Source organism: Paraferrimonas haliotis (genome assembly GCF_002282895.1).
In the GTDB taxonomy this organism is placed as follows: Bacteria; Pseudomonadota; Gammaproteobacteria; order Enterobacterales; family Shewanellaceae; genus Paraferrimonas; species Paraferrimonas haliotis.
Genome location: NZ_NRRB01000007.1, coordinates 77,369 through 100,346, shown reverse-complemented (window position 1 = coordinate 100,346; position 22,978 = coordinate 77,369). Strand labels below are relative to the sequence as shown.

Genomic DNA, 22,978 nt, shown 5'->3' with positions numbered 1-22,978 from the left:
CCTAACTGGCGATGAAGGGGTTTTCGAACCCCTTCATGTCATTTAGCTGCTGTTGCAGCAATTGATAAGAGCCGCGAAACTTCACTTGTTGCCAGTACCGATTCAGTTGATGCATGTGACTAAAAGGGTACACGCTGCATGCTAAACTCAGCGCTGGTATGAGGGTACAATCGGCCAAGCTGAAGCCATCTGCAACCGACCAATAATTAGCTTCAAATCTGTTCTCTAAAACGCTAAGGCAGGAATTGATGGCGTGTTCGCACTGCTGAATGGTGCTGCGGTTTTGCTGTGGCAATTTGAGTTGATGCTGTCGTTTTAGCTCCAGCAATGGCTCATACAAATGTTGCTGGATGATGCTGTCAAGGTAGCGCACTTCTCTAGCAAGGTTAGGCTCGTGAGGAATTAATTGACTGCCTTGCTGCAACTCTTCATCTAAAAACTCAATAATAATGGTCGCTTGAGCCACCACAGTGTTTGGTTTTAATTGCAATAATGGAACGCTGGCAAAGGGATCGATTTGAGCAAGAAAACGCATGTCGCTTGGGTCGTGAATATCAACAGCTTGGCTGTCAAATTGAGCGAGCTTTTCATACAAAGCTATCAGCACTTTTTGCGAGTGCATGTCCTCGGGGCAAAACAGCAGTTGCATAGGGTTATCCTCTCCATTCCTCCTCATCATAGACTATTTTTCGACGAGCTGTCGCGTCAATTACTCGCGCCTGCTTTACCTTTACGTAAACTTCCGTTAGTGTGATGCGTATCAAAAAAATAATGAAAATACAGACTCAGAGGTATTGGTTTGAGCGTACTCAACAGTCAGGTGCGACCTAGCTCGCCAGAATTTCAAGAAAAACAAGAGCATATGCAATTAGTGGTGAATCAATTGAAAGCTACGGTTGCTCAAATTTGTCAAGGGGGTGGTGAAGCCGCCCAAGCGAGACATCTAAGCAAAGGTAAGCTGTTACCCCGACAGCGATTAGCGGAGCTCATTGATCCCGGCTCGCCGTTTTTAGAAATCGGTCAATTTGCCGCTCACGAGGTTTATGATGAAGCGGTGCCCGCCGCCGGTGTCATCGCCGGTATTGGTCGTGTGAGCGGTGTTGAATGCATGATTGTGGTCAATGATGCCACGGTAAAAGGCGGTACCTATTATCCATTGACGGTAAAAAAACATCTTAGAGCTCAAGAAATTGCACAGAAATGCCATTTACCCTGTATTTACTTAGTGGATTCTGGTGGTGCAAACTTACCGAGACAGGATGAGGTTTTTCCTGACAAAGACCACTTTGGCCGTATCTTCTTCAATCAGGCGCGCATGTCTGCGATGGGCATCCCCCAAATAGCTGTGGTTATGGGCCTTTGTACCGCTGGTGGGGCTTATGTTCCGGCCATGTGCGATGAATCGATTATCGTTAAAGAGCAGGGCTGTATTTTTCTAGCAGGACCTCCTTTAGTAAAAGCGGCGACCGGTGAAGAGGTCTCCGCCGAAGCGTTAGGCGGTGCTGACGTGCATACGAAAATATCAGGGGTTGCAGATCATTATGCCGATAACGACGAACACGCGCTGCACATTGCCCGCCGTTGCATTGCTCGACTGAATAAGAGCAAGCAACCCAATATCCCAGTAATTCCGAGCAAAGAGCCTAAGTTTGATGCGCAGGAGTTGTATGGGATTGTTGGTACCGATTTGAAAAAGCCTTTTGACGTTAAGGAAGTTATCGCTCGCATCGTTGATGATTCTCAGTTCGATGAATTCAAACAACACTACGGCACTACGTTAGTAACCGGGTTCGCAAATTTACACGGATACCCCATCGGTATCGTCGCTAATAACGGCATTTTATTCTCCGAAAGCGCTCAAAAAGGCGCGCACTTTATAGAGCTGTGCTGCCAACGCAATATTCCATTGTTATTTTTGCAAAACATCACTGGATTTATGGTCGGACAAAAATACGAGCATGAGGGCATCGCCAAGCACGGAGCTAAAATGGTAACGGCAGTGGCGTGCGCTAAAGTGCCTAAGTTCACTGTCATCATTGGTGGCAGTTATGGAGCAGGAAACTATGGAATGTGCGGTCGAGCGTACGACCCAACCATGATGTGGATGTGGCCTAACGCCCGCGTTTCCGTTATGGGAGGCGAGCAAGCCGCCAATGTGTTAGCTCAGGTTAAGGCCGATGGTTATGCTCGCAAAGGCATTGAATGGACCTTGGAAGAGCAACAGGCTTTCAAAAAAACCATCATCGAACAGTATGAAAAAGAAGGTCACCCATATTATGCCAGCGCTCGGCTTTGGGATGACGGCGTTATCGATCCGGCTCAGACGAGAAGCGTTGTTGGCTTGGCGCTATCGGCAGCTTTGAATGCGCCGATTGAAGACACTCAATTTGGCGTATTTAGGATGTAATCATGGCTTATAAAGATATTGAAGTTTGCTGGCGTGACGATAACCTAGTTGAGCTTGTACTCTCCAAGCAAGCGACCCACAACGCGTTTGATGCAAACACCATTTCTGAATTGCTTGAGGCGTTAAATGACGTTCAAGTTCAAACCTGTAAGGCACTGGTTTTGCGCGCTAAAGGCAAATGTTTTAGTTCTGGCGCCGACTTAAATTGGATGCGAAGCCAAGCCGCGATGAGTCAATCTGAGAACTTGGCGGATTCGATGCAACTCGCTCAATTGATGAAAGCGCTGGACCGCTTTCCTAGACCAACTTTGGCCTTAGTTCAAGGACCTGCCTACGGTGGTGCGTTAGGTTTGATAGCATGTTGCGATGTCGCGATTGCGAATTCTCAAGCCAAATTCTGCCTTAGCGAAGTCAAACTAGGCATTGTTCCGGCGGTTATTAGTCCTTATGTGGTGCGCGCTATGGGAATGCGAGCTGCGCGGCGCTATATGCTAACAGCAGAGCTGTTCGACGCCCAAATGGCTTTAGAGCTGGGGTTGGTTCACCTGATTGATGACGACTTAGAGCAAGCAGCCAAGCCTTTTATAAATGCGTTTATTAACAACGGCCCTCAGGCCATGCACACCACTAAGCTTCTGCTGCAAGACGTAGAAACCAAGCCGCTCGACGATAGGCTAATTTTGCGTACCGCCGAAACCATAGCCCGTGCGCGAGTATCCGCTGAAGGTCAAATGGGCTTAAATGCATTTTTTGAGCGTCGCCAAGCTAACTGGGGTGAACTCACCTCTAACAAGGAGTGTTAGCATGTTTTCTAAGATATTGATTGCCAACCGCGGAGAGATTGCCTGTCGGGTCATTAAAACGGCTAACGCTATGGGAATTGCAACGGTAGCCGTATTCTCGGAGGCGGACCGAAGCGCCAAGCATGTAGCCATGGCCGATGAAGCCTTTTGCATAGGCCCAGCCCCTAGCAGTGAATCGTATTTGCAATATCAAACCATTATTGACTGCGCACAGCGCTGCGGCGTTGAAGCCATTCATCCCGGCTATGGCTTTTTATCGGAGCATGCAGGGTTTGCGCGGGCCTGCGAACAAGCGGGTATACAATTTATTGGCCCCAGTGCTAAATCCATAGAATTAATGGGCAGTAAGTCGGCGGCGAAAGCGATTATGGCCGATGCCGGCGTTCCTTTGGTTCCGGGATACCATGGTGCTGATCAAAGCGATGATGTTTTGCTTGAGCAAGCAACGGGTATTGGTTACCCATTAATGGTTAAGGCCGCTTTAGGAGGCGGCGGTAAAGGCATGCGGCTGGTCAATGATGCGGCTCAGTTAAGCGATGGCATCAGTGCCGCACGACGAGAAGCGATGCAAAGCTTTGGTGACGATACCTTATTGCTGGAAGCCTTCATTAAGCAGCCTCGACACGTTGAGGTGCAAGTATTTGCGGATAATTTTGGTAATGCCGTCTATTTAGGCGATCGAGACTGCTCTATTCAGCGCAGGCATCAAAAGGTGGTCGAGGAAGCCCCTGCGCCGGGACTATCAGCAGAACTGCGCAAGGCCATGGGCGAAGCCGCGGTTAAAGCTGCGTTAGCCATTGACTACCGGGGTGCGGGAACGGTGGAGTTTCTGCTGGACAGTCGGGGTGAATTCTATTTCATGGAAATGAATACGCGCTTGCAGGTGGAGCATCCGGTCACCGAAATGACTTCCGGCCAAGATTTAGTAGAGTGGCAATTGAGAGTCGCCAATGGACAGACTCTGCCGCTGCAACAATCGCAAATTCGCTGTAACGGCCACGCTATTGAAGTTCGAGTATACGCTGAAGATCCAAAGCATGAGTTTCTCCCTTGCACTGGAACCATCGAGCTTCTTGTAGAGCCTACCACCAGTGAGCATGTTCGCCTGGATACCGGTGTTCGACAAGGGGATGAAATCAGTCGATTTTACGATCCTATGATTGCCAAATTAATTACCAGCGGTGCCGACAGGCCCCAAGCTCTGGCTCGTATGCGTCAAGCGTTGCAGCAATATCGAATTGGTGGCTTGGCAAATAACCTGAGCTTTCTAGCTGAAATTATTGAGCATCCGAGCTTTGCAGAGGTAGAGCTGACCACCGCCTTTATCGAAGAGCACGGTCTGCCAACGCTTGCCGGCTGCGCTATTGCGAATCAAAGCTTAGGGCTACCATTGGCGGCGTTATATTTTTCGTTAAAGCAGCAACAACAAACGAGAGCGATGAGTGCGCAAGGACAGGATTCGGACTCTCCTTGGTCAGGTTTGACGGGTTGGCAGCTTAACGATGCCGCGACTCAGTGGTTAACCGTAGTGGATAGTGATAACAAGACGCATAGGTTGCAACTCACTCAAAGGGACGATGGATGGCAGTTAGTGCTTGAAGACGGCGTTGTACAGGTAACGGGCTCCCTTAAGCAACATCAGTTACAGGGTGAAATCGACGGCTTCCAAGTAAAAGCAGATGCTTTTTATAAGAACGGCCAATTGCAGCTGTTTGTTGGCAACCAGACGTTCACCTTCTGCGAACCCAATCGGGACGCGCTAGGAGGTGATGACGGCTTCGATGAACACCTTAACGCCCCGATGAACGGAACCATTGTCACCTTGCTGAGCGCTCCAGGAGAACGGGTTGCCGCCGGTGATGGTTTAGTCATTATGGAAGCGATGAAGATGGAATATACGATAACTGCGGCACGAGAGGGCGTGGTGAATGCGTACTATTGCAATGTCGGCGATATGGTAAACGATGGCACCCAATTGGTTGCTGTTGATTATGAGCAGGAGAGTGAGTCGTGACCAATAACGAGGTACGCATAGTTGAGGTTGGCGCGCGAGATGGACTGCAAAATGAAGTGCCGGTTCCGCTAGCGGCCAAACAAGAGCTTGTGGAGTCTTTAGTTGATGCCGGAATAAAAAACATTGAAGTGGGCAGTTTTGTTTCACCTAAGTGGGTTCCGCAAATGGCGGACAGTGGCGCACTGTTTCAACAGTTATGTCGGGTTGACGGGGTTGACTACATGGCGCTCACTCCTAATTTAAAGGGGTTACAAGCAGCCATTGATGCCAAAGCGTCGGAAGTGGCCATTTTTGCCTCCGCGTCAGAGAGCTTTTCACAAAAAAACATCAACTGCAGCATCGATGAATCCATTCAGAGGTTCAGCGAGGTAATGGCTTTAGCTAAGCAGCACAATTTACCCGTTCGAGGATACGTATCTTGTGTCTTGGGCTGCCCTTACGAAGGTGAGGTCGAGCTGGAAGCTGTGGCTCGAGTTGCGGCGCAGCTATATCAGCTAGGCTGCTATCAAATATCGCTTGGAGACACCATAGGCGTGGGTACTCCGGACAAGGCGGCCGCCATGGTAAGCGCGGTTGCCAAGCAGGTGCCGGTAGAGGCGCTTGCGTTGCACTTTCACGATACCTATGGACAAGCCCTTGCCAATATCAATGCCTGTTTGCCTTTGGGCATACGCTGCTTTGACTCAGCGGTCGCCGGGTTAGGTGGGTGTCCATACGCGGCGGGCGCCAGTGGCAACCTTGCTACCGAAGACTTGCTTTACATGTTGCACGGACAGGGCTACCAAACCGGCATCGATTTGTTGGCGGTGGCGAAAGCTGGTGACAGCATTTGTAAAACGTTAGGCCGCTCAAATGGCTCCAAAGTCGCCCAAGCAGTGTTGGCTAAGACGAACAAATAACAACAAAAAATAGGAAATGATAATGGCCGGTTTAAATAAAGTGGTGAACAATTATCAGGAAGCATTGGCAGGACTCAGCAGTGACATGACTATCATGGTTGGCGGGTTTGGGTTATGCGGTATTCCTGAAGGGCTTATTAACACCATGACGCAAATGCCCATTAAAGGGTTAACCGCAATCTCAAATAATGCGGGCGTTGATGATTTCGGATTGGGGCTATTGCTTCAAAATCGACAAATTAAAACCATGATTGCATCCTACGTCGGCGAAAATGCCGAATTTGAGCGACAAATGCTATCCGGTGAGCTGGAAGTGATTTTGACGCCTCAAGGAACACTTGCTGAGAAAATTCGAGCGGGTGGCGCGGGTATTCCCGCATTTTTCACAGCAACCGGCTTTGGTACTCCGGTTGCTGAGGGTAAAGAGACTCGCACAATTGATGGTCGTAACTATGTACTCGAACCTTCGCTTAGCGCGGATTTTGCCTTAGTAAAGGCTTGGAAAGCCGATACCATGGGTAATCTAGTATTTCGTCATACCGCTGCCAATTTTAACCCCATGATGGCAACAGCAGGAAAAGTCACTGTGGTGGAAGTGGAAGAAATTGTCGCTGCGGGTGAGTTGGATCCAAACCACATTCATACGCCTGGTATTTACGTTGACCGAGTGATCCAAGGTCAGTTTGAAAAACGCATTGAGCAACGCACGATTAAGGCAGGGTAACAGACATGGCATTATCAAGAGAACAGTTGGCGCAACGGGTGGCGCAGGAGCTGCAAGACGGTTACTACGTAAATCTGGGCATTGGTATTCCAACACTGGTGGCCAACTACATTCCAGAGGGAATGGAAGTGATGCTGCAGTCTGAAAATGGTTTGCTTGGCATGGGTGAATTTCCGACAGAGGAAACGTTAGACCCGGACTTAATCAATGCAGGCAAGCAAACGGTAACGGCAGTTACGGGGGCCTCATTCTTTTCAAGCGCAGAGAGTTTCGCCATGATCCGCGGAGGTCACGTTGACCTTACCGTGTTAGGTGCGTTTGAAGTGGATGTACAGGGCAATATTGCCTCGTGGATGATACCTGGAAAGCTCATTAAAGGCATGGGCGGTGCAATGGATCTGGTTGCTGGTGCAGATAACATCATTGTCACCATGATGCATGCGGATAAAAAGGGTAACTCAAAAATACTGCCGCAGTGTACTTTGCCTCTAACCGGTGCAGGCTGTATTAAGAAAGTGGTTACTGACCTAGCTTATCTTGAAATTAAAGAAGGGGCGTTTCATTTAGTGGAGCGAGCGCCGGGTGTGAGTGTTGAAGAAATCATCGCGAAAACAGAAGCGCAACTCGTAGTACCTGATCATGTGCCGGAAATGGCTTTCTAGAGGTTGATAAGGTATAAAAAAACCGCCATTAAGCTGGGCTCAATGGCGGTTTTTTAGTGCGTATTTAAGTTACCAAATACGGACTCGTTCTTCTTCTGGAAGATAAAGCTTGTCGCCCGGTTTCACATCAAATGCTTTATACCAAGCATCGTGATTTCGAGGGGCTAAAGCGCGGTAGCGGCCAGGTGCATGAGTACCCGCACGAAGCTGATTTAGCATGCTTTGCTCGGTGCGCTTTTCTTTCCATACTTGAGCCCAAGCAAGGAAGAAGCGTTGGTCACCGGTTAAACCATCGATAATTGGCGCTTCTTTCCCGTTAAGGCTTAGTTGGTAGGCATGGTAGGCCATGGCAATACCACCTACATCGCCAATGTTCTCACCTAAACTATTGCGGCCGTTAACGAAGTTGCCCGGAATAGGCTCGTACTTACTGTATTGTGCGGCTAACGCGTCGGCTTTTGCTTCAAAAGCAGCTCTGTCATCATCGGTCCACCAATTGCGTTGAATACCGTTGGCGTCAGACTTAGAGCCTTGATCATCAAAGCCATGTCCCATCTCATGACCGATTACAGCACCAATGCCACCATAGTTCACTGCCGGATCGGCATTAGGATCGAAAAACGGCGGTTGTAAAATGGCGGCTGGAAATACGATTTCATTAAAGGAGCTATTGTAATAAGCATTCACTCGTTGCGGTGTCATGCCCCAACGATTGCGGTCGGTTTTCTGTAACTCTTTAGCCACACTGTCTGCCATGAAGAATTGACGCATGTTTTGAACATTACCGAGTAAGTCCTTGTTGGTCAGCTCTAAGCCATCAAACGATTGCCAAACATCCGGGTAGCCAATTTTAGGGTTAAAGGCGGCAAGCTTAGCTTGAGCATTCACCTTAGTCTCAGCACTCATCCAGTCTAAGCCATCGATGCGTTCGCCCAAAGCTTTACGTAAATTCTCAACCAACTCCGCCATCTGCTTCTTCGAGGACTCTGGGAAGTAACGGTTGACGTATACTTTGCCTATGGCGAAGCCTAGAGATTGAGTGCCTGACATTTCAGCCACAGCACGTTTCCAGCGAGGCTGAGGCTGTTCTTGACCACTTAAGGTTTTGCCGTAGAAGTCGAAGTTCGCCTGATAGACATCTTCCGCTAAATAACCCGCGTTACCACTGATGGTGTGATAGGTTAGGTAAGCTTTCCAAGTATCTAATGACTCGTTGTTCACTAAACCGATCATGGCATTAATTGGCTCAGGTTGGGTCATGTTAAGCTGAGGGACCTTGTAACCGGTTTGAGCGAAGAACAAATCCCAATTAAAGTTTGGATATTCGTTAGCTAAATCTTCGCGTTTTATTTGGTTTAAGGTGAGATCGCGGTTACGACGTTTTTCACGAGGCCATTGCGCTTGAGCTATCTTAGTTTCAAGATCCAAAATTGCTTTCGCTTTGGACTCAGCGTCTTTTTCGCCAGCAAAAGCTAACATAGTAGCCATATGGGCAAGATATGCATCTCGAATGCCGGCGAAACGCTCACCTTCTTCTAGATAGTAGGAGCGATCAGGTAAGCCTAGGCCACTTGCGCCGAGGGATAATTCGTATTTATTTGGATCAAGACGGTTGAACCACATACCACCGGCTATTGGCGAGTTGGTACCGGTTAACCAAGCTTGACCAAAAAGTTTGGTTAAATCATCGGTATTATTGGCTTGTTGAATTTGATCAAGCGTCGCTTGGATAGGTTTTAGCCCCAAAGCGTTAATGGTATCCGTATCCATGTAGGATTGATAAAAATCCGCTATCAGCTGCTCTTCGGCATTTAAATCGCTGCGCGAGGCGATATCGTCAATGATTTCTTTAACGCGTTTTTCGCTGCGCTCGCCAAGTGCGGTGAACGCTCCGTAACGGGTTTTATCTGCCGGCATCTCAAAGTTGTCATACCAAGTACCGCTGGCGTACATAAAGAAGTCATCACCCGGCTTAACGGCCAAGTTACGAGCGCTTAAATCTACCCCAAAGCTACCCAACTCTGCTTTTGCTGGGATTGCTGCAGAAACGGTTTCACTGTCGTTAGAAACTTGTTTGTCGGTGCTGCAACCTACTGCGAGCAACGACGCTACTGCAATTGCTAAAAAAGATTTTTTCATTATTTTTTTCTACCTTGCTAAATGTCTGTAACTTTATTCACCAGATTGAAAAATAAGTCAAATATAAAGTTGTTAACAAGGGTTTCAGAGGCAACATCGCCGCTCAAAAATGGTTTGGCGGCGATGATTAATGGGAGGCGCTTATAACTGTGCTTTTAAGCGTTTTAGAGCGGCTTTTACTTTAGCGCTGTTTTCTGGACCCATCCGAATCATTAATTTTTGGGCCGGCGGCAAGGCTTCTAGCTCGGGATCGGCGAACTGATAATTGACGCTCACAGAGGTGAGCTCTATGGCCCCTGTTATGACAGGAGCTGCTAACATTTGTTCGATGGCGTTATCTAAACGCTGATCAAAGCTAACGTCTTGGTACCCCAGTTCTGTAAAGGCTTCGTTGATAAGAGGTTTAAGCTCTATTAAGGCTTGTCCTATTTCTTGCTCATCCAATTGATTGAGAAATTCCGCATAAAAATCATAACGATGATAGCTATCGGGATCCAAGTAAATTCGATTGTTTACCTCAACGGCATTAAAGCTGTCTTTAGGTCCGTTGACGGGGGAAACCTTATGATTAAGCTCGCCTTGGGCTACGTTATCAACAAATACCACAAATTTTCTGAGCACGGCATTGTCGGTCAAGTAGCTATCGAAGGTCATGCCGTCTGCGACAGACTCAATGGTTTCTTTGGTGAACTGATCGCTATCAGATAATGGCGGCAGAGGATTAACCGGCTCAATCGGTTGTGGCTCCACCTCAGGCGCGATTTCTGGCAGCTGCACCGGCTCTTCAATTGTGAGCTCTTCAGGCTCTGTAATATCGGCTTCTACAGGCAAGGGCTCTTGCGGTAGTGTGGTTTCGACTATGATGGGCTCAGGTTCATTTTGAGTGGATTGGTCTTTGCTAAAGTATATGTAAGCCGCAATAGACAGTGCGATTACTGCGATAATCACCACGATTGCGATTTGATTGGCTCCACGGCCGGCAGCTTGTGGTATTAATCGATCTTCTGGGTTGGTTTGCATGAATACTCCTGATTTATGCAACTAAGCTTGGCTGTATATTTGACGATTGCCCAACCATCGTTTGATCAATGGCGCTACTACCTCAGGGTACTCCTGAATTAAGCGTTGCGCCAATTCTTGGGCGTTTGGTATTAGGTCTTGGTCTCGCACCAAGTCGGCCACTTTCATGGTGGCCAATCCGGTTTGCTTGGTTCCAAGCACTTCGCCGGGACCTCTAATCTCTAAATCTTTTTGCGCAATAACAAAACCATCGTTACTGTCTCTTAGAACCCCCAGCCGTTTAGTGGCTGTTTGTGAGAGTGGGGCTTGATATAAGAGTACGCAATGGCTGGCTACTGAGCCTCGCCCCACTCGTCCGCGAAGCTGATGCAGTTGAGCTAAACCTAAGCGTTCTGGGTTTTCAATAATCATTAAACTGGCGTTTGGAACATCAACACCTACTTCTATGACAGTAGTTGCGACTAAAAGGTCCAGCTCTCCCGATTTAAATTTCTCCATAACCTGCTGCTTTTCAGCGGCTTTCATTCGGCCATGGACTAAACCAACGTTAAGCTCTGGCAATGCTTCCATTAAAGCTTGGTGGGTATCTTCGGCGGCTTCGCATGACAACACTTCGGATTCATCGATTAACGTGCACACCCAATACACTTGGCGCTTGTCTTCAAGCGCTACTTGACGGACGCGGTCAATAATTTGCTGGCGCCGAGTATTAGGGATGGCGACGGTGGTTATCGGGGTACGACCGGGAGGAAGCTCATCGATGATTGAGGTATCCAAGTCGGCGTAAGCCGTCATGGCTAGGGTTCTCGGAATCGGTGTTGCGGTCATAATCAGTTGATGAGGTACGTAACCGTGGTTTGCTCCCTTATCGATTAGGCTCAAACGCTGATGGACACCGAAGCGGTGCTGTTCATCGATGATAATAAGCCCCAATTCGTTAAACGTCACTTGTTCTTGAAATATGGCGTGGGTACCGACCACCATTCGAGCATCGCCGCTGGCGATATCGGCAAGCGCTTGATTGCGTTGTTTGGTTTTAAGCTTGCCTGCGAGCCAAGCGATGGAGATGCCCAGCTCATCAAACCATTGTTGAAAGTTAATCGCATGTTGTTCGGCCAACAACTCGGTTGGTGCCATAAGCGCGACCTGCTTGCCTGACCCAATACAGGTAAGTGCTGCGAGTGCCGCTACTAAGGTTTTCCCCGAACCCACGTCACCTTGAACAAGACGCATCATTGGATTGGCTTGTGCAAGGTCGTTATTGATTTCTTTGACCACGCGCTGCTGAGCATTGGTTGGGGTAAAACTGAGTTGTTTTAACAGGCTTTGGCTCAGCTGTTGGTTTTGCGTTAATACCGCCGCTTGGTGGGCACGAGATTTTTGCTTCAGTTGCATCATACTTAAGCTATGAGCCGTTAGCTCCTCAAGTACTAATCGATGCTGAGCCGGATGTGTTCCCGCTTCAAGTTGCTCTAGTGACACGTCTGGTAAAGGTCGGTGCAACAATCGCAGCGCTGCAGCCAAAGATAATGAGTTAGGCCGGTAAGCTTGCGGTAGCCACTCATGCAAATTTTCTTCGGTGAGCAGGGCTAACGCTTGGTCGGTTAGCTTCCTTAAATTGAGTTGCTTTAAGCCTTCTGTAGTAGGGTATACCGGTGTGAGGGTTTCTTCTAATGTGTCGGCGGCAGGCTCTTGTTGTAAGCGATACTCAGGATGAATGATCTCTAAGCTCGACATGCCCCGTCGGATTTCTCCAAACGCGCGGATGGTTAGCCCATTTTTGAGTCCTTCTCTTTGGGCATTTGAAAAATTAAAAAAGCGCAGCGTGATACGCCCAGAAGCGTCGGCGACTTGCACGGTTAACATACGCCGACGGCCATAGCTTAGATTGGAGCCAATGATCTCCCCTTCAATGCTGGTGTAGCTGCCACTGATTAAATCATTAATCGGGGTAATGCGGGTGCGATCTTGATAGCGTAAAGGCAGGTGAAATAACAGGTCTTGGACGCTTTTCACGCCCAACTTTTCGAGTTTCTCAGCTAATTTATTGCCGACCCCTTTGAGTTCGGTTACGGCGACATTATCTAAACTCTGCAAGTAGTTACCACCAAAGCACTGTAAACATATACATATATTAACCAGACTTTGGTGGTATGGCTAGTGGCGCTAAGATTTAAAGCTCATCTTGCCACTTAACTACGGCTTTGCGTTGGCCGTCTACAAGCTCATTGAATCGCTGCTCGAGTACGTGACGCTTAATCTTTAAGGTTGGGGTGAGCACGTCGTTTTCAATTTCCCATTTCTCACTAACCACCACCATGGCATCGAGAATTTCGTGGGATTCTAAGGTTGGATTAACCAAATCCATGGTTTCTTTTAACGAGGCACGAATTGTCTCTCGATCAGCACTTGCAGCAGCATCCGACAATTGAATCAATGCCACCGGATGCGGCAGTCCAGAGCCAATTACACACATTAATTCAATGTTGGTGTTTTGGGCGAGTTTACGCTCAATAGGAACCGGTGCGATGTATTTTCCTTTAGCCGACTTAAAGTTATCTTTAACTCGTCCGGTTATGTTTACGTATCCATCTGCATCGATAGACGCGCAATCGCCCGTGCGCAAATAGCCGTCTTCTGTAAAGGTCTCTGCAGTCGCTTCCGGTTGTTTGTAATAACCAAGCATATTGCCCGGAGATTTAAACAATAACTCGTCACCTTCACCGATTTTAACGTCGCAGTTCAAACCAGCTTTACCTACGGTGCCAATCTTATTAGCTTGGAACGGGTAGTTTAGCGTGGCGTAGGCGCAGTTTTCAGACATGCCCCAAGCTTCGGTAATGTTCATCCCGATGCGTCGATACCATTGCAGCAGCAGCGGTGAAACCGGCGCTGAGCCACAACCTAAAACACGAGCGTGGTTAAGCCCTAATTCCGTTCTAATCTTTTTGGCAACAATACCGCCTAGAATTGGAATGCTCAGCAAAACATTCAACTTAGTGGCGCCAATTTTGGCGATGACATTTTGTTGGAAGACCGTCCACAGACGAGGCACCGATAAGAACAGGGTCGGTTTAGCACGCTTTACATCGTCAACAAAAGTATCTAATGACTCGGCGAATGAAACAGTACCGCCGATATAAAACGAAGATCCTTGGATGTAGGTGCGTTCAGTGATATGTGCCAAAGGCAGGTAGCTAAGAACGCGATCGTCAGAGCTTCCGTTTAGGTGTTTGCCCACTTGCTCCGCCGTTTGGCAAAAACCTGCGTAGCTGTGCATCACCCCTTTGGGGTTACCGGTGCTGCCAGAGGTGTAAATCAATGTCATCAGCGAGTCGAGCTCGGGGTATGGGTAGTCTGTCAACGGCTCGCCAACCGAGAGCAGGGCATCCCATTGATATTGTGCTGGCATGGTGTCGTAAGGCATGGCCAAGCGTAAAATATCGCCGCCGACGCCAGGCTCCTGATCTTTCCAGTAATCGAGCTTACCAACGAACACAGCTTTTGCTTCACTGTGTTTGATGACATAGCTAATGGTGGATGCATTGGCGGTGGGGTAAATCGGCACGCTCACATAACCGCCCATCATGAGGGCAAAATCTGTGATGAACCATTCGGCACAGTTTTTCGAAAGTATGGCGACTTTATCGCCGGGCTTTAACCCTAAATGGCGCAAACCGCCAGCGAGTTGTTGTGCTTTTTGCTTTACTTGCTGCCAAGTAAAGTCGACATATTGACCGTTAATGGGTTGGCGTAAATAGATCTTATCGCCCTGAACATCGACCCAATGGTCGAGCATTTCGAGTGGAGTCTTGACAGTTTCTTGCATCACTTCATACCTTGCAATTTTTTGGTTTGTCGCAACAGTTGAAAGCTCAACCTACAGACAAATTCTTAATTATAGAGGCGAATTGTAAGGATAATGCAGTTATGTGTCCGTTAGCAAGTTGTTAATAAACAGAGATAAAAGGCCTTGAAAGCCGCATAAATTCGGAGGTTAGAGGTCTAACCTCTGTCAGTCGCTACTGTCGTCGTCTAAGTGTTGCCAAGAATCCTGGCTCATTTGCATTTTTTGCCACCAGTCTTCACTTGCTACGATTTGCCCATTTTCATCGACTTTGGGGTAGGGAAGTCCTTTACGACGACACGCTTTAGCAAAGATGGGGTGACCACCTTCAAAAAGAAGTCGCTGACATGTGTCTTGGTCGATGGTGCGCTGTTCGTATAAGCCCGCTTTTTTGCGTTGCAATTGAGCTTCATACAAAATTAAAGCGGTGGCAACAGAGACATTAAGAGACTGCACCATACCTTCCATCGGGATGATGATATCTTGATCGGCCAAGGCTAAAGCTTCATCGCTGATACCGTCCTTCTCATTACCCATTAAAATGGCAGTGGGTTTGGTGTAATCAATTTCACGAAAGTCCACAGCGCTATCGGATAGATTGGTTGCCAGTATTTGCATTCCTTGGCCGCGCAAGTTTTCGATTGCAGAGGTCGTGGTTGTGTGGGTTTTTAGATCAACCCACATGGACGAACCGCCGGAGGTGTTGCGAGACACGTAATAACCTTGTTCTGGCCACACGGCGTGTATCTGAGACAGCCCCACGGCATCGGCAGTACGTAATACCGCTGCTAGATTATTTGATTTATGCACCATCTCCATGCACACGGTCAGGTCGATTTGGCGCTTGTCTAACATGGAATTAATGCGCGCTAAACGTTCTGGAGTCATGCTTTTTTGCCCGGTTTAACTCTTATTTCTAGAAATGCGTAACACTTCGGGTTGAATTCTGATGCGGCGCATAACGTTGGCCAAATGAATGCGGTTCTTAACGGTTACCAACACGTTGATTAAATACACCCGACTGTCTTTTTCTTCGGTATTTAGGCTGTGAATGTTGGCTTCACCTTCGGCAATGATCTTAGTTATTTTGGCTAAGGTACCTTGGTGGTTAACGATTTCGATGCGCATATTGGCTTGATAACCAATGTCATGATCGCCTGGCGCCCATTGCACCGGAGTGTACTTATCGGGCTCACCTTCGTAGCCACGAATGTTGGCGCAAGACTCCATATGCACCACCAGCCCTTTTCCGGGGCTAACGTGGGCCATAATCGGGTCGCCGGGTATGGGGCGACAGCACTTAGCGAAGCTAACCAGCATGCCTTCGGCACCGCGAATGGGTAGCGAGTTGCCGCTGTCTTCCACGTCTTCAATGCTGCTATCGATGTGCTCACCAAGCAGACGCTGCGCCACTAAAATGCTCATGGCATTGCCCAAGCCAATATCGGCCAGTAGATGGTCGAAATTGTCGTGACGAGTATCCTCTATCACTTGTTGTAAAATTTGCGGGTCAATGTCATCGAGGTGTGCATCACCCAGTGCATGATTGAGCAGACGACGGCCAAGTGAAATGGCATCTTTCTCTTCGACGCTTTTTAAAACTTGGCGGATGCGAGCGCGCGCTTTTGCCGTTACCACGAAGTTTAGCCAAGCCGCGTTAGGGCGAGCACCTTTGGCGGTAATGATTTCCACGGTTTGACCTGAAATCAAAGGCTGGCTTAATGGATAGGCCATGCGATTAACCTTTGCGCCAACAGCGGTATTTCCAACATCGGTGTGAACGTGGTAGGCAAAGTCCACCGCGGTGGCACCGACTGGTAATTCGAGGATTCGACCGTTCGGAGTGAAAACATAGATTTCGTCAGGGAACAAGTCTGTTTTCACGTTCTCGACAAATTCGAAGGAGTTACCAGCACTTTGCTGCAAATCAATCAAACTTTGCATCCATTGGCGAGCGCGAATTTGCGATGTGGTACTGCTTTGCTCGCCACCGTCTTTATATAACCAATGCGCGGCAACACCTTTGTCGGCCATTTGATCCATATCTTCCGTTCGGATTTGGATCTCTACCGGAACACCGTGTGGACCTAACAGAGAGGTATGCAGTGATTGATAGCCGTTGGTTTTTGGTATGGCGATGTAATCTTTAAAACGACCTGGACGAGGTTTGAAGAGACCGTGCATTGCACCCAAGACTCGATAACAGGTATCTAAATCCTTAACTATGATGCGAAATGCATAGATATCCATGACTTCTTGGAATTGCAGCTCTTTATTCTTCATTTTTTTATAAATGGAGAACAAGTTTTTCTCGCGACCGAGCACCTCTGCGTCGATACCGCTTTCAGCCAGTCTTCCGCGCACTTCATCACTGATATTTTGCATCAGCTCTTTGCGGTTGCCTCGAGCTCGTTGCACCACTTCCTTTAATACGCGATAGCGCATCGGGTAATGCGCTTGAAAACCCAAATCTTCCAGCTCACTTTTGATGTTATGAATACCAAGTCGATTGGCTACTGGGGCGTAGATTTCCATGGTTTCACGCGCGATACGACGACGTTTATCAGGTCTCAAGGAACCAAGAGTGCGCATGTTGTGGGTGCGATCGGCGAGCTTAATCAGAATGACCCGGATGTCTTGCACCATGGCCATCATCATTTTGCGGAAATTTTCAGCTTGCGCTTCTTCCCGATCCCGAAACTTGAGCTTGTCGAGCTTGGAGACCCCTTCAACCAGTTCCGCTACGGTTTGTCCAAAGTCGTCTGCCAGTTCTTCAAAAGTAACAGGGGTGTCTTCGATGACGTCGTGCAAGAGCGCGGCCATGAGGGTTTCATGGTCGAGTCTCATATCTGCGAGTATTCGCGAAACGGCGACAGGATGGGTAATGTATGGGTCACCGCTGGAACGCATTTGTCCTTCGTGGGCATCTCGTGCAACCACGAAGGCGCGTTGGAGTAGTTCAACCTGTTGAGGTTCAAGGTAGCTGGCTGCCGTTTCCTTCAGGCTTTCAAACAGGTACAAACAATAATACTCCTATTTTGAAACTACAGAGTGCGCCCCTCTGCGATTGCTGCTACGGCTGCAATCTCAGCGGCTTCTTTCTCACGAAGCGCTTGACGCTCATCGGTATCCAGCGTTTGTGCTGTTACCAAGCCTTCTTCAATTTCACGTAAAGCCAAAACGGTTGGCTTATCGTTTTCTTCCTCTACCATTGGGTCTTTGCCTTGAACGGCAATTTGGCGAGCACGACGAGAGGCGACCAAGATTAAATCAAAACGGTTACCAATTTTTTCGACTGCATCTTCAACGGTTACGCGAGCCATGGATAGGGAACTCCTATTATCGGGGGTAAAAATGACGCAAAATTGTACACGATGTTAGCTACTCTGCCAACAGATCCTTAAGCATATCACTGTAAGCTGCGACTTGACTAGCTTTTCGCTGTCTTTGTCCGATAACAATTGCGCTAAGTTGGTTCAACGTGGTATCAAAATCATCGTTAACCAAAATAAAATCGTACTCGTTGTAATGGGACATTTCGGAAATTGCTTGAGCCATACGACCTGCGATGACTTCGTCGGAGTCTTGACCGCGACCAATTAAACGGCGTTCTAGCTCTGCCCGTGATGGTGGCAGAATAAAGACACCTTGAGCTTCTGGCATCAGCTTTTTAACCTGCTGCGCCCCCTGCCAATCGATATCCAAAAACACATCGGTACCAGATGCTAACTGAACTTCGATGGCCGCCTTAGAGGTGCCATAGAAATTTCCGAACACTTCGGCCCATTCAAAAAACTCGTTGGCTTCGATGAGCTGTTTAAAAGTGTCTACGTCAACAAAGTGATAATGTTGGCCATCAATTTCACCAGGGCGAGGCGCTCGAGTGGTATGGGATACCGATACCGATGCGTTGCCGATGTCCGATGATAACAGGGCGGAAATCAAAGACGATTTTCCAGCTCCACTTGGAGCAGACATTATGTAAAGGGTGCCAATTGCCGACATGAGAGCCTCTCACTTAAAACAAGTCGCGCAGTTTATCATAGCTGATCGTAAACGCTTGCTGTTTTTATTGTTTCATTGATTCGATAAAGCGATTTGATTCTTCAATCGAGACATTCATCTCCTTTATGAGTCCGTTGATGTCTTGTTTCAATGAATCAAACTCGGCTTGAATTGAGCCAACGGTACGAGCATTCAAGTTATGCTTTAGAAACAGCATGTTGTCTTTCATGGTCGTCAATACCGGATCCATTTTTGATTCGGCGCGGCGCATGCTGCGGATCATTTGTTGGTAGTTGCGTTCCGTTTCCCTGAGTTGTTTTTGGCTGCTTGAGCGCAATGAGGCTTTGCTGATTTCGCCGATTTCTTGCTGCCATTCTTCAAATAAAGCAGTGGCGACACTTTCAACGCCGTCAACGCGATCTCGTACTTTTTCGGCCGCGTCGTAGGCCGATTCATATTCGTCAGCGGCTTTTTCGTAAGCACGCTGCAAATCACCGCCATCACTACCAAGAAGGGTTTGCAGTTCTTCTAAAGCCGAATTGAATTCCTCTTGAGCGTCTTGTTGCGCTTCTCTGGCGTCTTCAACTCTATCCACCATGATGTCACGCTTGTGAACCCCTACTTTTTCCCAAGCGCCATAATAGGCGCTTTGGCAGCCAGTGAGCACGCCGGTAGCGGCAACGGCTAATACTAACCCAACGAACACTTGACGTTTCATAACTACCCCTTATAACGCGCAGCATCAATAATGGACCAAACATGGGCTATAAAACCAATGATAGCCGGTATAAATAACATCCAATATAGAGCATATCCACCAAAAGCGATGACGGCGAACAGGATCGCAGACAGAAGTCGACCTTGAACGAGCTGCCCCAGCCCCGGGATGAAAAAGCTCGCGATTGCCGCTATCACATTGCCTGCTGAGCCTTGTTTTGAAGGAGACGACATAAAAAACCTTCCTTGATAATTGTAACGTGTTGGTTAACAAGGGTACTCTAGGACTAGGTAACTGACAACTCGATGGAACGTTGTGAAAAATATCAGCCTAGATGTAGTAAAAGAAAACTTGGAATCCGTTGCTTTGTTTGCTGTATATGTGGTGAAGCGAATGGTTAGGGATCAGGTTAAAGTACGCGCCGGCAACCTGGCCTACGTAACCCTACTGTCGTTAGTGCCGATGGTCGCGGTAACCATGTCAGTGTTATCAGCCTTTCCGGTTTTTGCCGGTGTGCGAAGCTCTATTGAAGACTTCATTTATGGTAATTTCGTTCCCGCATCAGGCGATACCGTACAGTTGCACGTTGGCCAGTTTGTCGCCAACGCCACCAAAGGCGGTATGGTTGGTATCGTGGCTTTAATGATCATTGCGTTGTTGTTGATTTCTGCCATCGATAAAACCCTGAATGAAATCTTTCGAAGCGAGAAGCCCAGAACCATAGTGGTGTCCTTTTCCATGTATTGGATGGTGCTGACACTTGGGCCTATTTTGATGGGTTCGAGTTTAGCGGCGACCAGTTACTTGGTTTCGCTCAACCTGTTCACTGATACGCAGTTGTCTGGGTTGTTCGCTTTTGCCGTTAAGCAGGTGCCGGTCATGTTTTCAGTGGCGGCATTTATCTTGCTGTACATGGCGGTGCCGAATATGAAAGTGAAGTTTTGGCATGCTTTAGTTGGAGCAACGGTGGCGGCAACTTTATTTGAGCTGGGTAAGAAAGGGTTTGCATTATACGTAACCCACTTCCCCAGTTATGAGGCCATTTATGGCGCCTTGGCAGCCATCCCGATTCTATTTGTTTGGGTCTATATTTCTTGGCTTATCGTACTCTTTGGTGGTGAAATAACGGCATCATTACCAGCATTTTTTAGAGAGCAAACCCTCAAAAAGGAATTGCGCGAACAAGAGCCTCAAGAGTCAAACACAGAGTCAAACACAGAGTCAAACACAGAGTCAAACACAGAGTCAAACACAGAGTCAAACACAGAGACAAGCGCATGATAGCGTTAATCCAACGGGTATCAGAAGCCTCCGTTATGGTTGATGGGCAAGTTATCGGTGAAATCGATAAAGGGCTGTTAGTGTTGCTAGGTGTAGAGAAGCACGACGACCAGACTAATTTGACTAAGTTAGTCCATAAAGTGCTGCACTATCGAATTTTTGAAGATGATGCTGGCAAAATGAATCTCAACCTGCAGCAAATTTCAGGCAAGCTACTCGTGGTCTCGCAATTTACGTTGGCAGCCGATACACGCAAAGGGCTCCGCCCTAGCTTTTCGTCAGCGGCGCAACCGGAGCAAGCTATGCAGGCTTATCAAGATTTTGTTGAGCTTTGTCGATTGCAAGGGGTCGAGGTGGCCACAGGCGAGTTTGGGGCTGATATGAAAGTTTCGCTGGTAAACGATGGGCCAGTTACTTTTCAACTCACAGCATAAAACCTACGGCTAAGAGCGATGCAAAACGATTACCAACAATGGCTGCAAAGTTTGCAAACAACTTGGCACGATACCATACCTATGTCCCGCTTTATGGGGCTGAGAACTCTTAACTTTGATGGTAGCTGCTTAACGACCGAGGCTGAGTTAGCCCCAAATAATCTGAATCTCCACCAAACCATGTTTGCGGGCAGTATTTATACGCAATGTACGCTAACAGGGTGGGGGTTGGTGTGGATGCAGTTAAAGCAACAGCACCTGCAGGGCGATATTGTTCTCGCTCACGGAGACATTCGATATTTACGCCCAGTTACTGACGCCAAACCGCTGGCTGCTGCATCAGTAAAAGCGTCTGGGCTCTCTTCAATTTCCACCCCACTGCCAAGCAAACTCGAACTGACCATTGAAGTGAATTTGCTGTCGAAGGATGCTTCAGCAGCAAAATTCATCGGGCGATACGTCGTGTTAAAGCCTAAGTATTGAGCAAAAACGCAACTAAATGTTGTAAATATGTTGCTAAATATCGCCAAAAGTTGACATTGCTCATTATTTCGATACATTGTTGGCCGAAAAGTGGCTCATCGTACCAGTCCGTCAGGAAATCTCAGTAGTATGCGCCTCAATAAAACTACAACAGAATAATTACTACCTTTATTTGTTTGAGGCGTTAACAAGATGAGAAAACTATTTGCACTAAGTGCGTTAAGCGTAGCTATGATTGCTGCACCAACCTTCACCGCATCTGCGGCAGGCTTCCAAGTGACCACCCATTCTGCCACCGGTAATGGCCGTGCTAACGCGGGTGAAGCGGCTATCGCTGATAACGCATCTGTACTTGCTCGTAACCCCGCGGCGATGACTCGTTTCGAATCGGCAGAAATTTCTGGCGGTATTAACGTGATTGCGCCAACTACTGATGTCACGGGCATTAGCTATCAAGCGCCAGTGCCAGTTCAAGCAGTCCCTGTTGCTGATCAAAACGATGTAACTCAAACCACTCCGGTTCCTAATCTGTATTACATCCAGCCAATCAATGATCGTTTAGCCGTTGGTTTCGCGGCGAATACAAACTTCGGTACCACTACTGAGTTTTCTGAAGATTTCCACAACGCGGTTGAGCTTCCAGGTTTAGGTAAGCCTCTAGGTCTTACTGGCGGAAAAACCCGTGTTTACACCATTAACTTGAATACCTCAGTTGCTTATAAGTTGACCGAGCGTTTGAGCTTAGGTTTGGGCGTTAATGCGATTTATGGTGAAGGCGAATTTAAGCGCAGCGCGCCGACCGACATTGACGGTGTATATGCATTTGATGTCGACTTTAAAGGCGAAGGTTGGGATTATGCGTTCGATTTCGGCGCACTTTATGAAGTGAACGAAAACCACCGTTTCGCGTTGACGTACCGCACAGGCAGCGACTTCACCGCCGACGGTGATGCACAAATTTCAACCCTGCACCCACAAGCGGGCCCAATCACCATTGATGTTAATTCAATTAAATTGAATCTACCGGATATGGCAGAGTTTGCTGGTTACCACAAACTAACAGACAAGTTTGCAATGCACTACTCTGTAAACTGGACCGGTTGGAGTGACTTCAAAACCATCGATTTCATTGGTGATAACGGTGCCGTTGTTTATCAAAACGAGTACGGTTGGGATAACGCCATGCGTTACGCCATTGGTGGTACTTATGAGTTGAACCAAAAAGTTGTATTGCGTGCCGGTATTGCTTATGACTCAAGCCCAATTCCAGAAGACAAGCGCATTATCAGCATTCCTGATTCAAATCGCTGGTGGTACTCTGCCGGTGCGAGCTATCACTTTAGCGACAGCTCAAGCCTAGACTTCGGTATTACTTACATTAACGGCGAAGCAACCGATGTGGTTGAGCCAATTGCTGGCGGAAGTTTAGGTACGCTTTCCGCAACCACTAAGACTACCGCAGTTATTGCTGGTCTTCAGTACAACCACCGATTCTAAGCGATTTAGCTTATTTCATGAAAAAAGGCAGCGAAATCGCTGCCT

21 protein-coding genes are annotated in these 22,978 nt (G+C 47.9%); 10 read left to right on the top strand and 11 right to left on the bottom strand.

Going from position 1 to position 22,978, the window contains the following annotated elements; translation table 11 throughout:
* Position 1: 1 nt before the first annotated feature.
* A complete protein-coding gene (locus CLC91_RS13485) occupies positions 2–649 on the bottom strand; it encodes a glutathione S-transferase family protein (RefSeq protein WP_095499426.1) in 648 nt (215 codons plus the stop codon).
* Positions 650–799: 150 nt separating this feature from the next.
* On the opposite strand from CLC91_RS13485, the gene CLC91_RS13480 reads away from it, so the two are divergent.
* From CLC91_RS13480 to CLC91_RS13455, 6 genes are read left to right on the top strand one after another with little or no spacing between them, the layout of a single operon-like run.
* Positions 800–2,407 (top strand): carboxyl transferase domain-containing protein, encoded by a 1,608-nt coding sequence (locus tag CLC91_RS13480; protein WP_095499425.1) that lies wholly within the window; start codon positions 800–802, stop codon positions 2,405–2,407.
* A gap of 2 nt (positions 2,408–2,409) precedes the next feature.
* The gene (locus CLC91_RS13475; RefSeq protein WP_095499424.1) at positions 2,410–3,210 is read left to right on the top strand and encodes an enoyl-CoA hydratase-related protein; all 801 of its coding nucleotides are present in this window, start codon (positions 2,410–2,412) and stop codon (positions 3,208–3,210) included.
* Position 3,211: 1 nt separating this feature from the next.
* Positions 3,212–5,224 (top strand): acetyl/propionyl/methylcrotonyl-CoA carboxylase subunit alpha, encoded by a 2,013-nt coding sequence (locus CLC91_RS13470; RefSeq protein WP_095499423.1) that lies wholly within the window; start codon positions 3,212–3,214, stop codon positions 5,222–5,224.
* Entirely contained in the window at positions 5,221–6,123 is a 903-nt protein-coding gene (locus CLC91_RS13465; protein WP_095500555.1) for a hydroxymethylglutaryl-CoA lyase, read from the top strand. Before CLC91_RS13470 ends, CLC91_RS13465 begins: the two co-directional genes overlap by 4 nt.
* Positions 6,124–6,145: 22 nt before the next feature.
* Complete coding sequence (locus tag CLC91_RS13460) at positions 6,146–6,847, top strand: CoA transferase subunit A (protein ID WP_095500554.1); 702 nt, start codon at positions 6,146–6,148, stop codon at positions 6,845–6,847.
* A gap of 5 nt (positions 6,848–6,852) precedes the next feature.
* A complete protein-coding gene (locus tag CLC91_RS13455; RefSeq protein WP_095499420.1) occupies positions 6,853–7,509 on the top strand; it encodes a CoA transferase subunit B in 657 nt (218 codons plus the stop codon).
* A 69-nt stretch (positions 7,510–7,578) separates the two neighbouring features.
* Here the strand turns inward: CLC91_RS13455 and CLC91_RS13450 are convergent, their stop codons facing one another.
* The 10 genes from CLC91_RS13450 to CLC91_RS13405 form a co-directional block, all read right to left on the bottom strand.
* Positions 7,579–9,648 (bottom strand): M13 family metallopeptidase, encoded by a 2,070-nt coding sequence (locus tag CLC91_RS13450; RefSeq protein ID WP_095499419.1) that lies wholly within the window; start codon positions 9,646–9,648, stop codon positions 7,579–7,581.
* 141 nt (positions 9,649–9,789) lie between these two features.
* On the bottom strand, positions 9,790–10,668 hold the full coding sequence (locus tag CLC91_RS13445) for a DUF3014 domain-containing protein (protein WP_095499418.1): 879 nt from the start codon (positions 10,666–10,668) through the stop codon (positions 9,790–9,792).
* Between the two features lie 21 nt (positions 10,669–10,689).
* Positions 10,690–12,765, bottom strand: a complete 2,076-nt coding sequence (recG, locus tag CLC91_RS13440; RefSeq protein WP_095499417.1) for an ATP-dependent DNA helicase RecG — start codon at positions 12,763–12,765, stop codon at positions 10,690–10,692.
* A 76-nt stretch (positions 12,766–12,841) separates the two neighbouring features.
* Positions 12,842–14,497, bottom strand: a complete 1,656-nt coding sequence (locus tag CLC91_RS13435; protein ID WP_095499416.1) for an AMP-binding protein — start codon at positions 14,495–14,497, stop codon at positions 12,842–12,844.
* A gap of 186 nt (positions 14,498–14,683) precedes the next feature.
* Entirely contained in the window at positions 14,684–15,403 is a 720-nt protein-coding gene (trmH, locus tag CLC91_RS13430) for a tRNA (guanosine(18)-2'-O)-methyltransferase TrmH (protein ID WP_095499415.1), read from the bottom strand.
* 15 nt (positions 15,404–15,418) lie between these two features.
* A complete protein-coding gene (spoT, locus tag CLC91_RS13425) occupies positions 15,419–17,536 on the bottom strand; it encodes a bifunctional GTP diphosphokinase/guanosine-3',5'-bis pyrophosphate 3'-pyrophosphohydrolase (RefSeq protein ID WP_095499414.1) in 2,118 nt (705 codons plus the stop codon).
* A 23-nt stretch (positions 17,537–17,559) separates the two neighbouring features.
* Positions 17,560–17,838, bottom strand: coding sequence for a DNA-directed RNA polymerase subunit omega (gene rpoZ, locus CLC91_RS13420; RefSeq protein WP_095499413.1), 279 nt, complete (start codon positions 17,836–17,838; stop codon positions 17,560–17,562).
* A 58-nt stretch (positions 17,839–17,896) separates the two neighbouring features.
* Entirely contained in the window at positions 17,897–18,520 is a 624-nt protein-coding gene (gmk, locus tag CLC91_RS13415; RefSeq protein ID WP_095500553.1) for a guanylate kinase, read from the bottom strand.
* A gap of 64 nt (positions 18,521–18,584) precedes the next feature.
* Positions 18,585–19,238: a DUF2959 domain-containing protein gene (locus CLC91_RS13410; RefSeq protein ID WP_095499411.1), complete on the bottom strand. Its 654-nt coding sequence runs from the start codon at positions 19,236–19,238 to the stop codon at positions 18,585–18,587.
* Positions 19,239–19,240: 2 nt separating this feature from the next.
* The gene (locus CLC91_RS13405) at positions 19,241–19,471 is read right to left on the bottom strand and encodes a hypothetical protein (protein ID WP_095499410.1); all 231 of its coding nucleotides are present in this window, start codon (positions 19,469–19,471) and stop codon (positions 19,241–19,243) included.
* Between the two features lie 61 nt (positions 19,472–19,532).
* Between CLC91_RS13405 and CLC91_RS13400 the strand changes: the two genes are divergently transcribed.
* The 4 genes from CLC91_RS13400 (at position 19,533) to CLC91_RS13385 (ending at position 22,933) form a co-directional block, all read left to right on the top strand.
* Positions 19,533–20,519, top strand: coding sequence for a virulence factor BrkB family protein (locus tag CLC91_RS13400; RefSeq protein ID WP_456299451.1), 987 nt, complete (start codon positions 19,533–19,535; stop codon positions 20,517–20,519).
* On the top strand, positions 20,516–20,953 hold the full coding sequence (dtd, locus tag CLC91_RS13395) for a D-aminoacyl-tRNA deacylase (protein ID WP_095499408.1): 438 nt from the start codon (positions 20,516–20,518) through the stop codon (positions 20,951–20,953). Before CLC91_RS13400 ends, dtd begins: the two co-directional genes overlap by 4 nt.
* An 18-nt stretch (positions 20,954–20,971) precedes the next feature.
* Positions 20,972–21,436 carry a YiiD C-terminal domain-containing protein gene (locus CLC91_RS13390; RefSeq protein ID WP_095499407.1) on the top strand — a complete coding sequence of 155 codons (465 nt, stop codon included), beginning with the start codon at positions 20,972–20,974 and terminating at the stop codon, positions 21,434–21,436.
* 192 nt (positions 21,437–21,628) lie between these two features.
* Positions 21,629–22,933, top strand: a complete 1,305-nt coding sequence (locus CLC91_RS13385) for an OmpP1/FadL family transporter (protein WP_095499406.1) — start codon at positions 21,629–21,631, stop codon at positions 22,931–22,933.
* Positions 22,934–22,978 lie beyond the last annotated feature (45 nt).

Excerpts from the sequence above, each read along its gene's own strand:
- CLC91_RS13485 (WP_095499426.1), bottom strand. The coding sequence starts at position 649 with ATGCAACTGCTGTTTTGCCCCGAGGACATGCACTCGCAAAAAGTGCTG.
- CLC91_RS13475 (WP_095499424.1), top strand. The coding sequence starts at position 2,410 with ATGGCTTATAAAGATATTGAAGTTTGCTGGCGTGACGATAACCTAGTT.
- CLC91_RS13470 (WP_095499423.1), top strand. The coding sequence starts at position 3,212 with ATGTTTTCTAAGATATTGATTGCCAACCGCGGAGAGATTGCCTGTCGG.
- CLC91_RS13460 (WP_095500554.1), top strand. The coding sequence starts at position 6,146 with ATGGCCGGTTTAAATAAAGTGGTGAACAATTATCAGGAAGCATTGGCA.
- CLC91_RS13455 (WP_095499420.1), top strand. The coding sequence starts at position 6,853 with ATGGCATTATCAAGAGAACAGTTGGCGCAACGGGTGGCGCAGGAGCTG.
- CLC91_RS13450 (WP_095499419.1), bottom strand. The coding sequence starts at position 9,648 with ATGAAAAAATCTTTTTTAGCAATTGCAGTAGCGTCGTTGCTCGCAGTA.
- CLC91_RS13445 (WP_095499418.1), bottom strand. The coding sequence starts at position 10,668 with ATGCAAACCAACCCAGAAGATCGATTAATACCACAAGCTGCCGGCCGT.
- CLC91_RS13435 (WP_095499416.1), bottom strand. The coding sequence starts at position 14,497 with ATGCAAGAAACTGTCAAGACTCCACTCGAAATGCTCGACCATTGGGTC.
- trmH (WP_095499415.1), bottom strand. The coding sequence starts at position 15,403 with ATGACTCCAGAACGTTTAGCGCGCATTAATTCCATGTTAGACAAGCGC.
- rpoZ (WP_095499413.1), bottom strand. The coding sequence starts at position 17,838 with ATGGCTCGCGTAACCGTTGAAGATGCAGTCGAAAAAATTGGTAACCGT.
- gmk (WP_095500553.1), bottom strand. The coding sequence starts at position 18,520 with ATGTCGGCAATTGGCACCCTTTACATAATGTCTGCTCCAAGTGGAGCT.
- CLC91_RS13410 (WP_095499411.1), bottom strand. The coding sequence starts at position 19,238 with ATGAAACGTCAAGTGTTCGTTGGGTTAGTATTAGCCGTTGCCGCTACC.
- CLC91_RS13405 (WP_095499410.1), bottom strand. The coding sequence starts at position 19,471 with ATGTCGTCTCCTTCAAAACAAGGCTCAGCAGGCAATGTGATAGCGGCA.
- dtd (WP_095499408.1), top strand. The coding sequence starts at position 20,516 with ATGATAGCGTTAATCCAACGGGTATCAGAAGCCTCCGTTATGGTTGAT.
- CLC91_RS13390 (WP_095499407.1), top strand. The coding sequence starts at position 20,972 with ATGCAAAACGATTACCAACAATGGCTGCAAAGTTTGCAAACAACTTGG.
- CLC91_RS13385 (WP_095499406.1), top strand. The coding sequence starts at position 21,629 with ATGAGAAAACTATTTGCACTAAGTGCGTTAAGCGTAGCTATGATTGCT.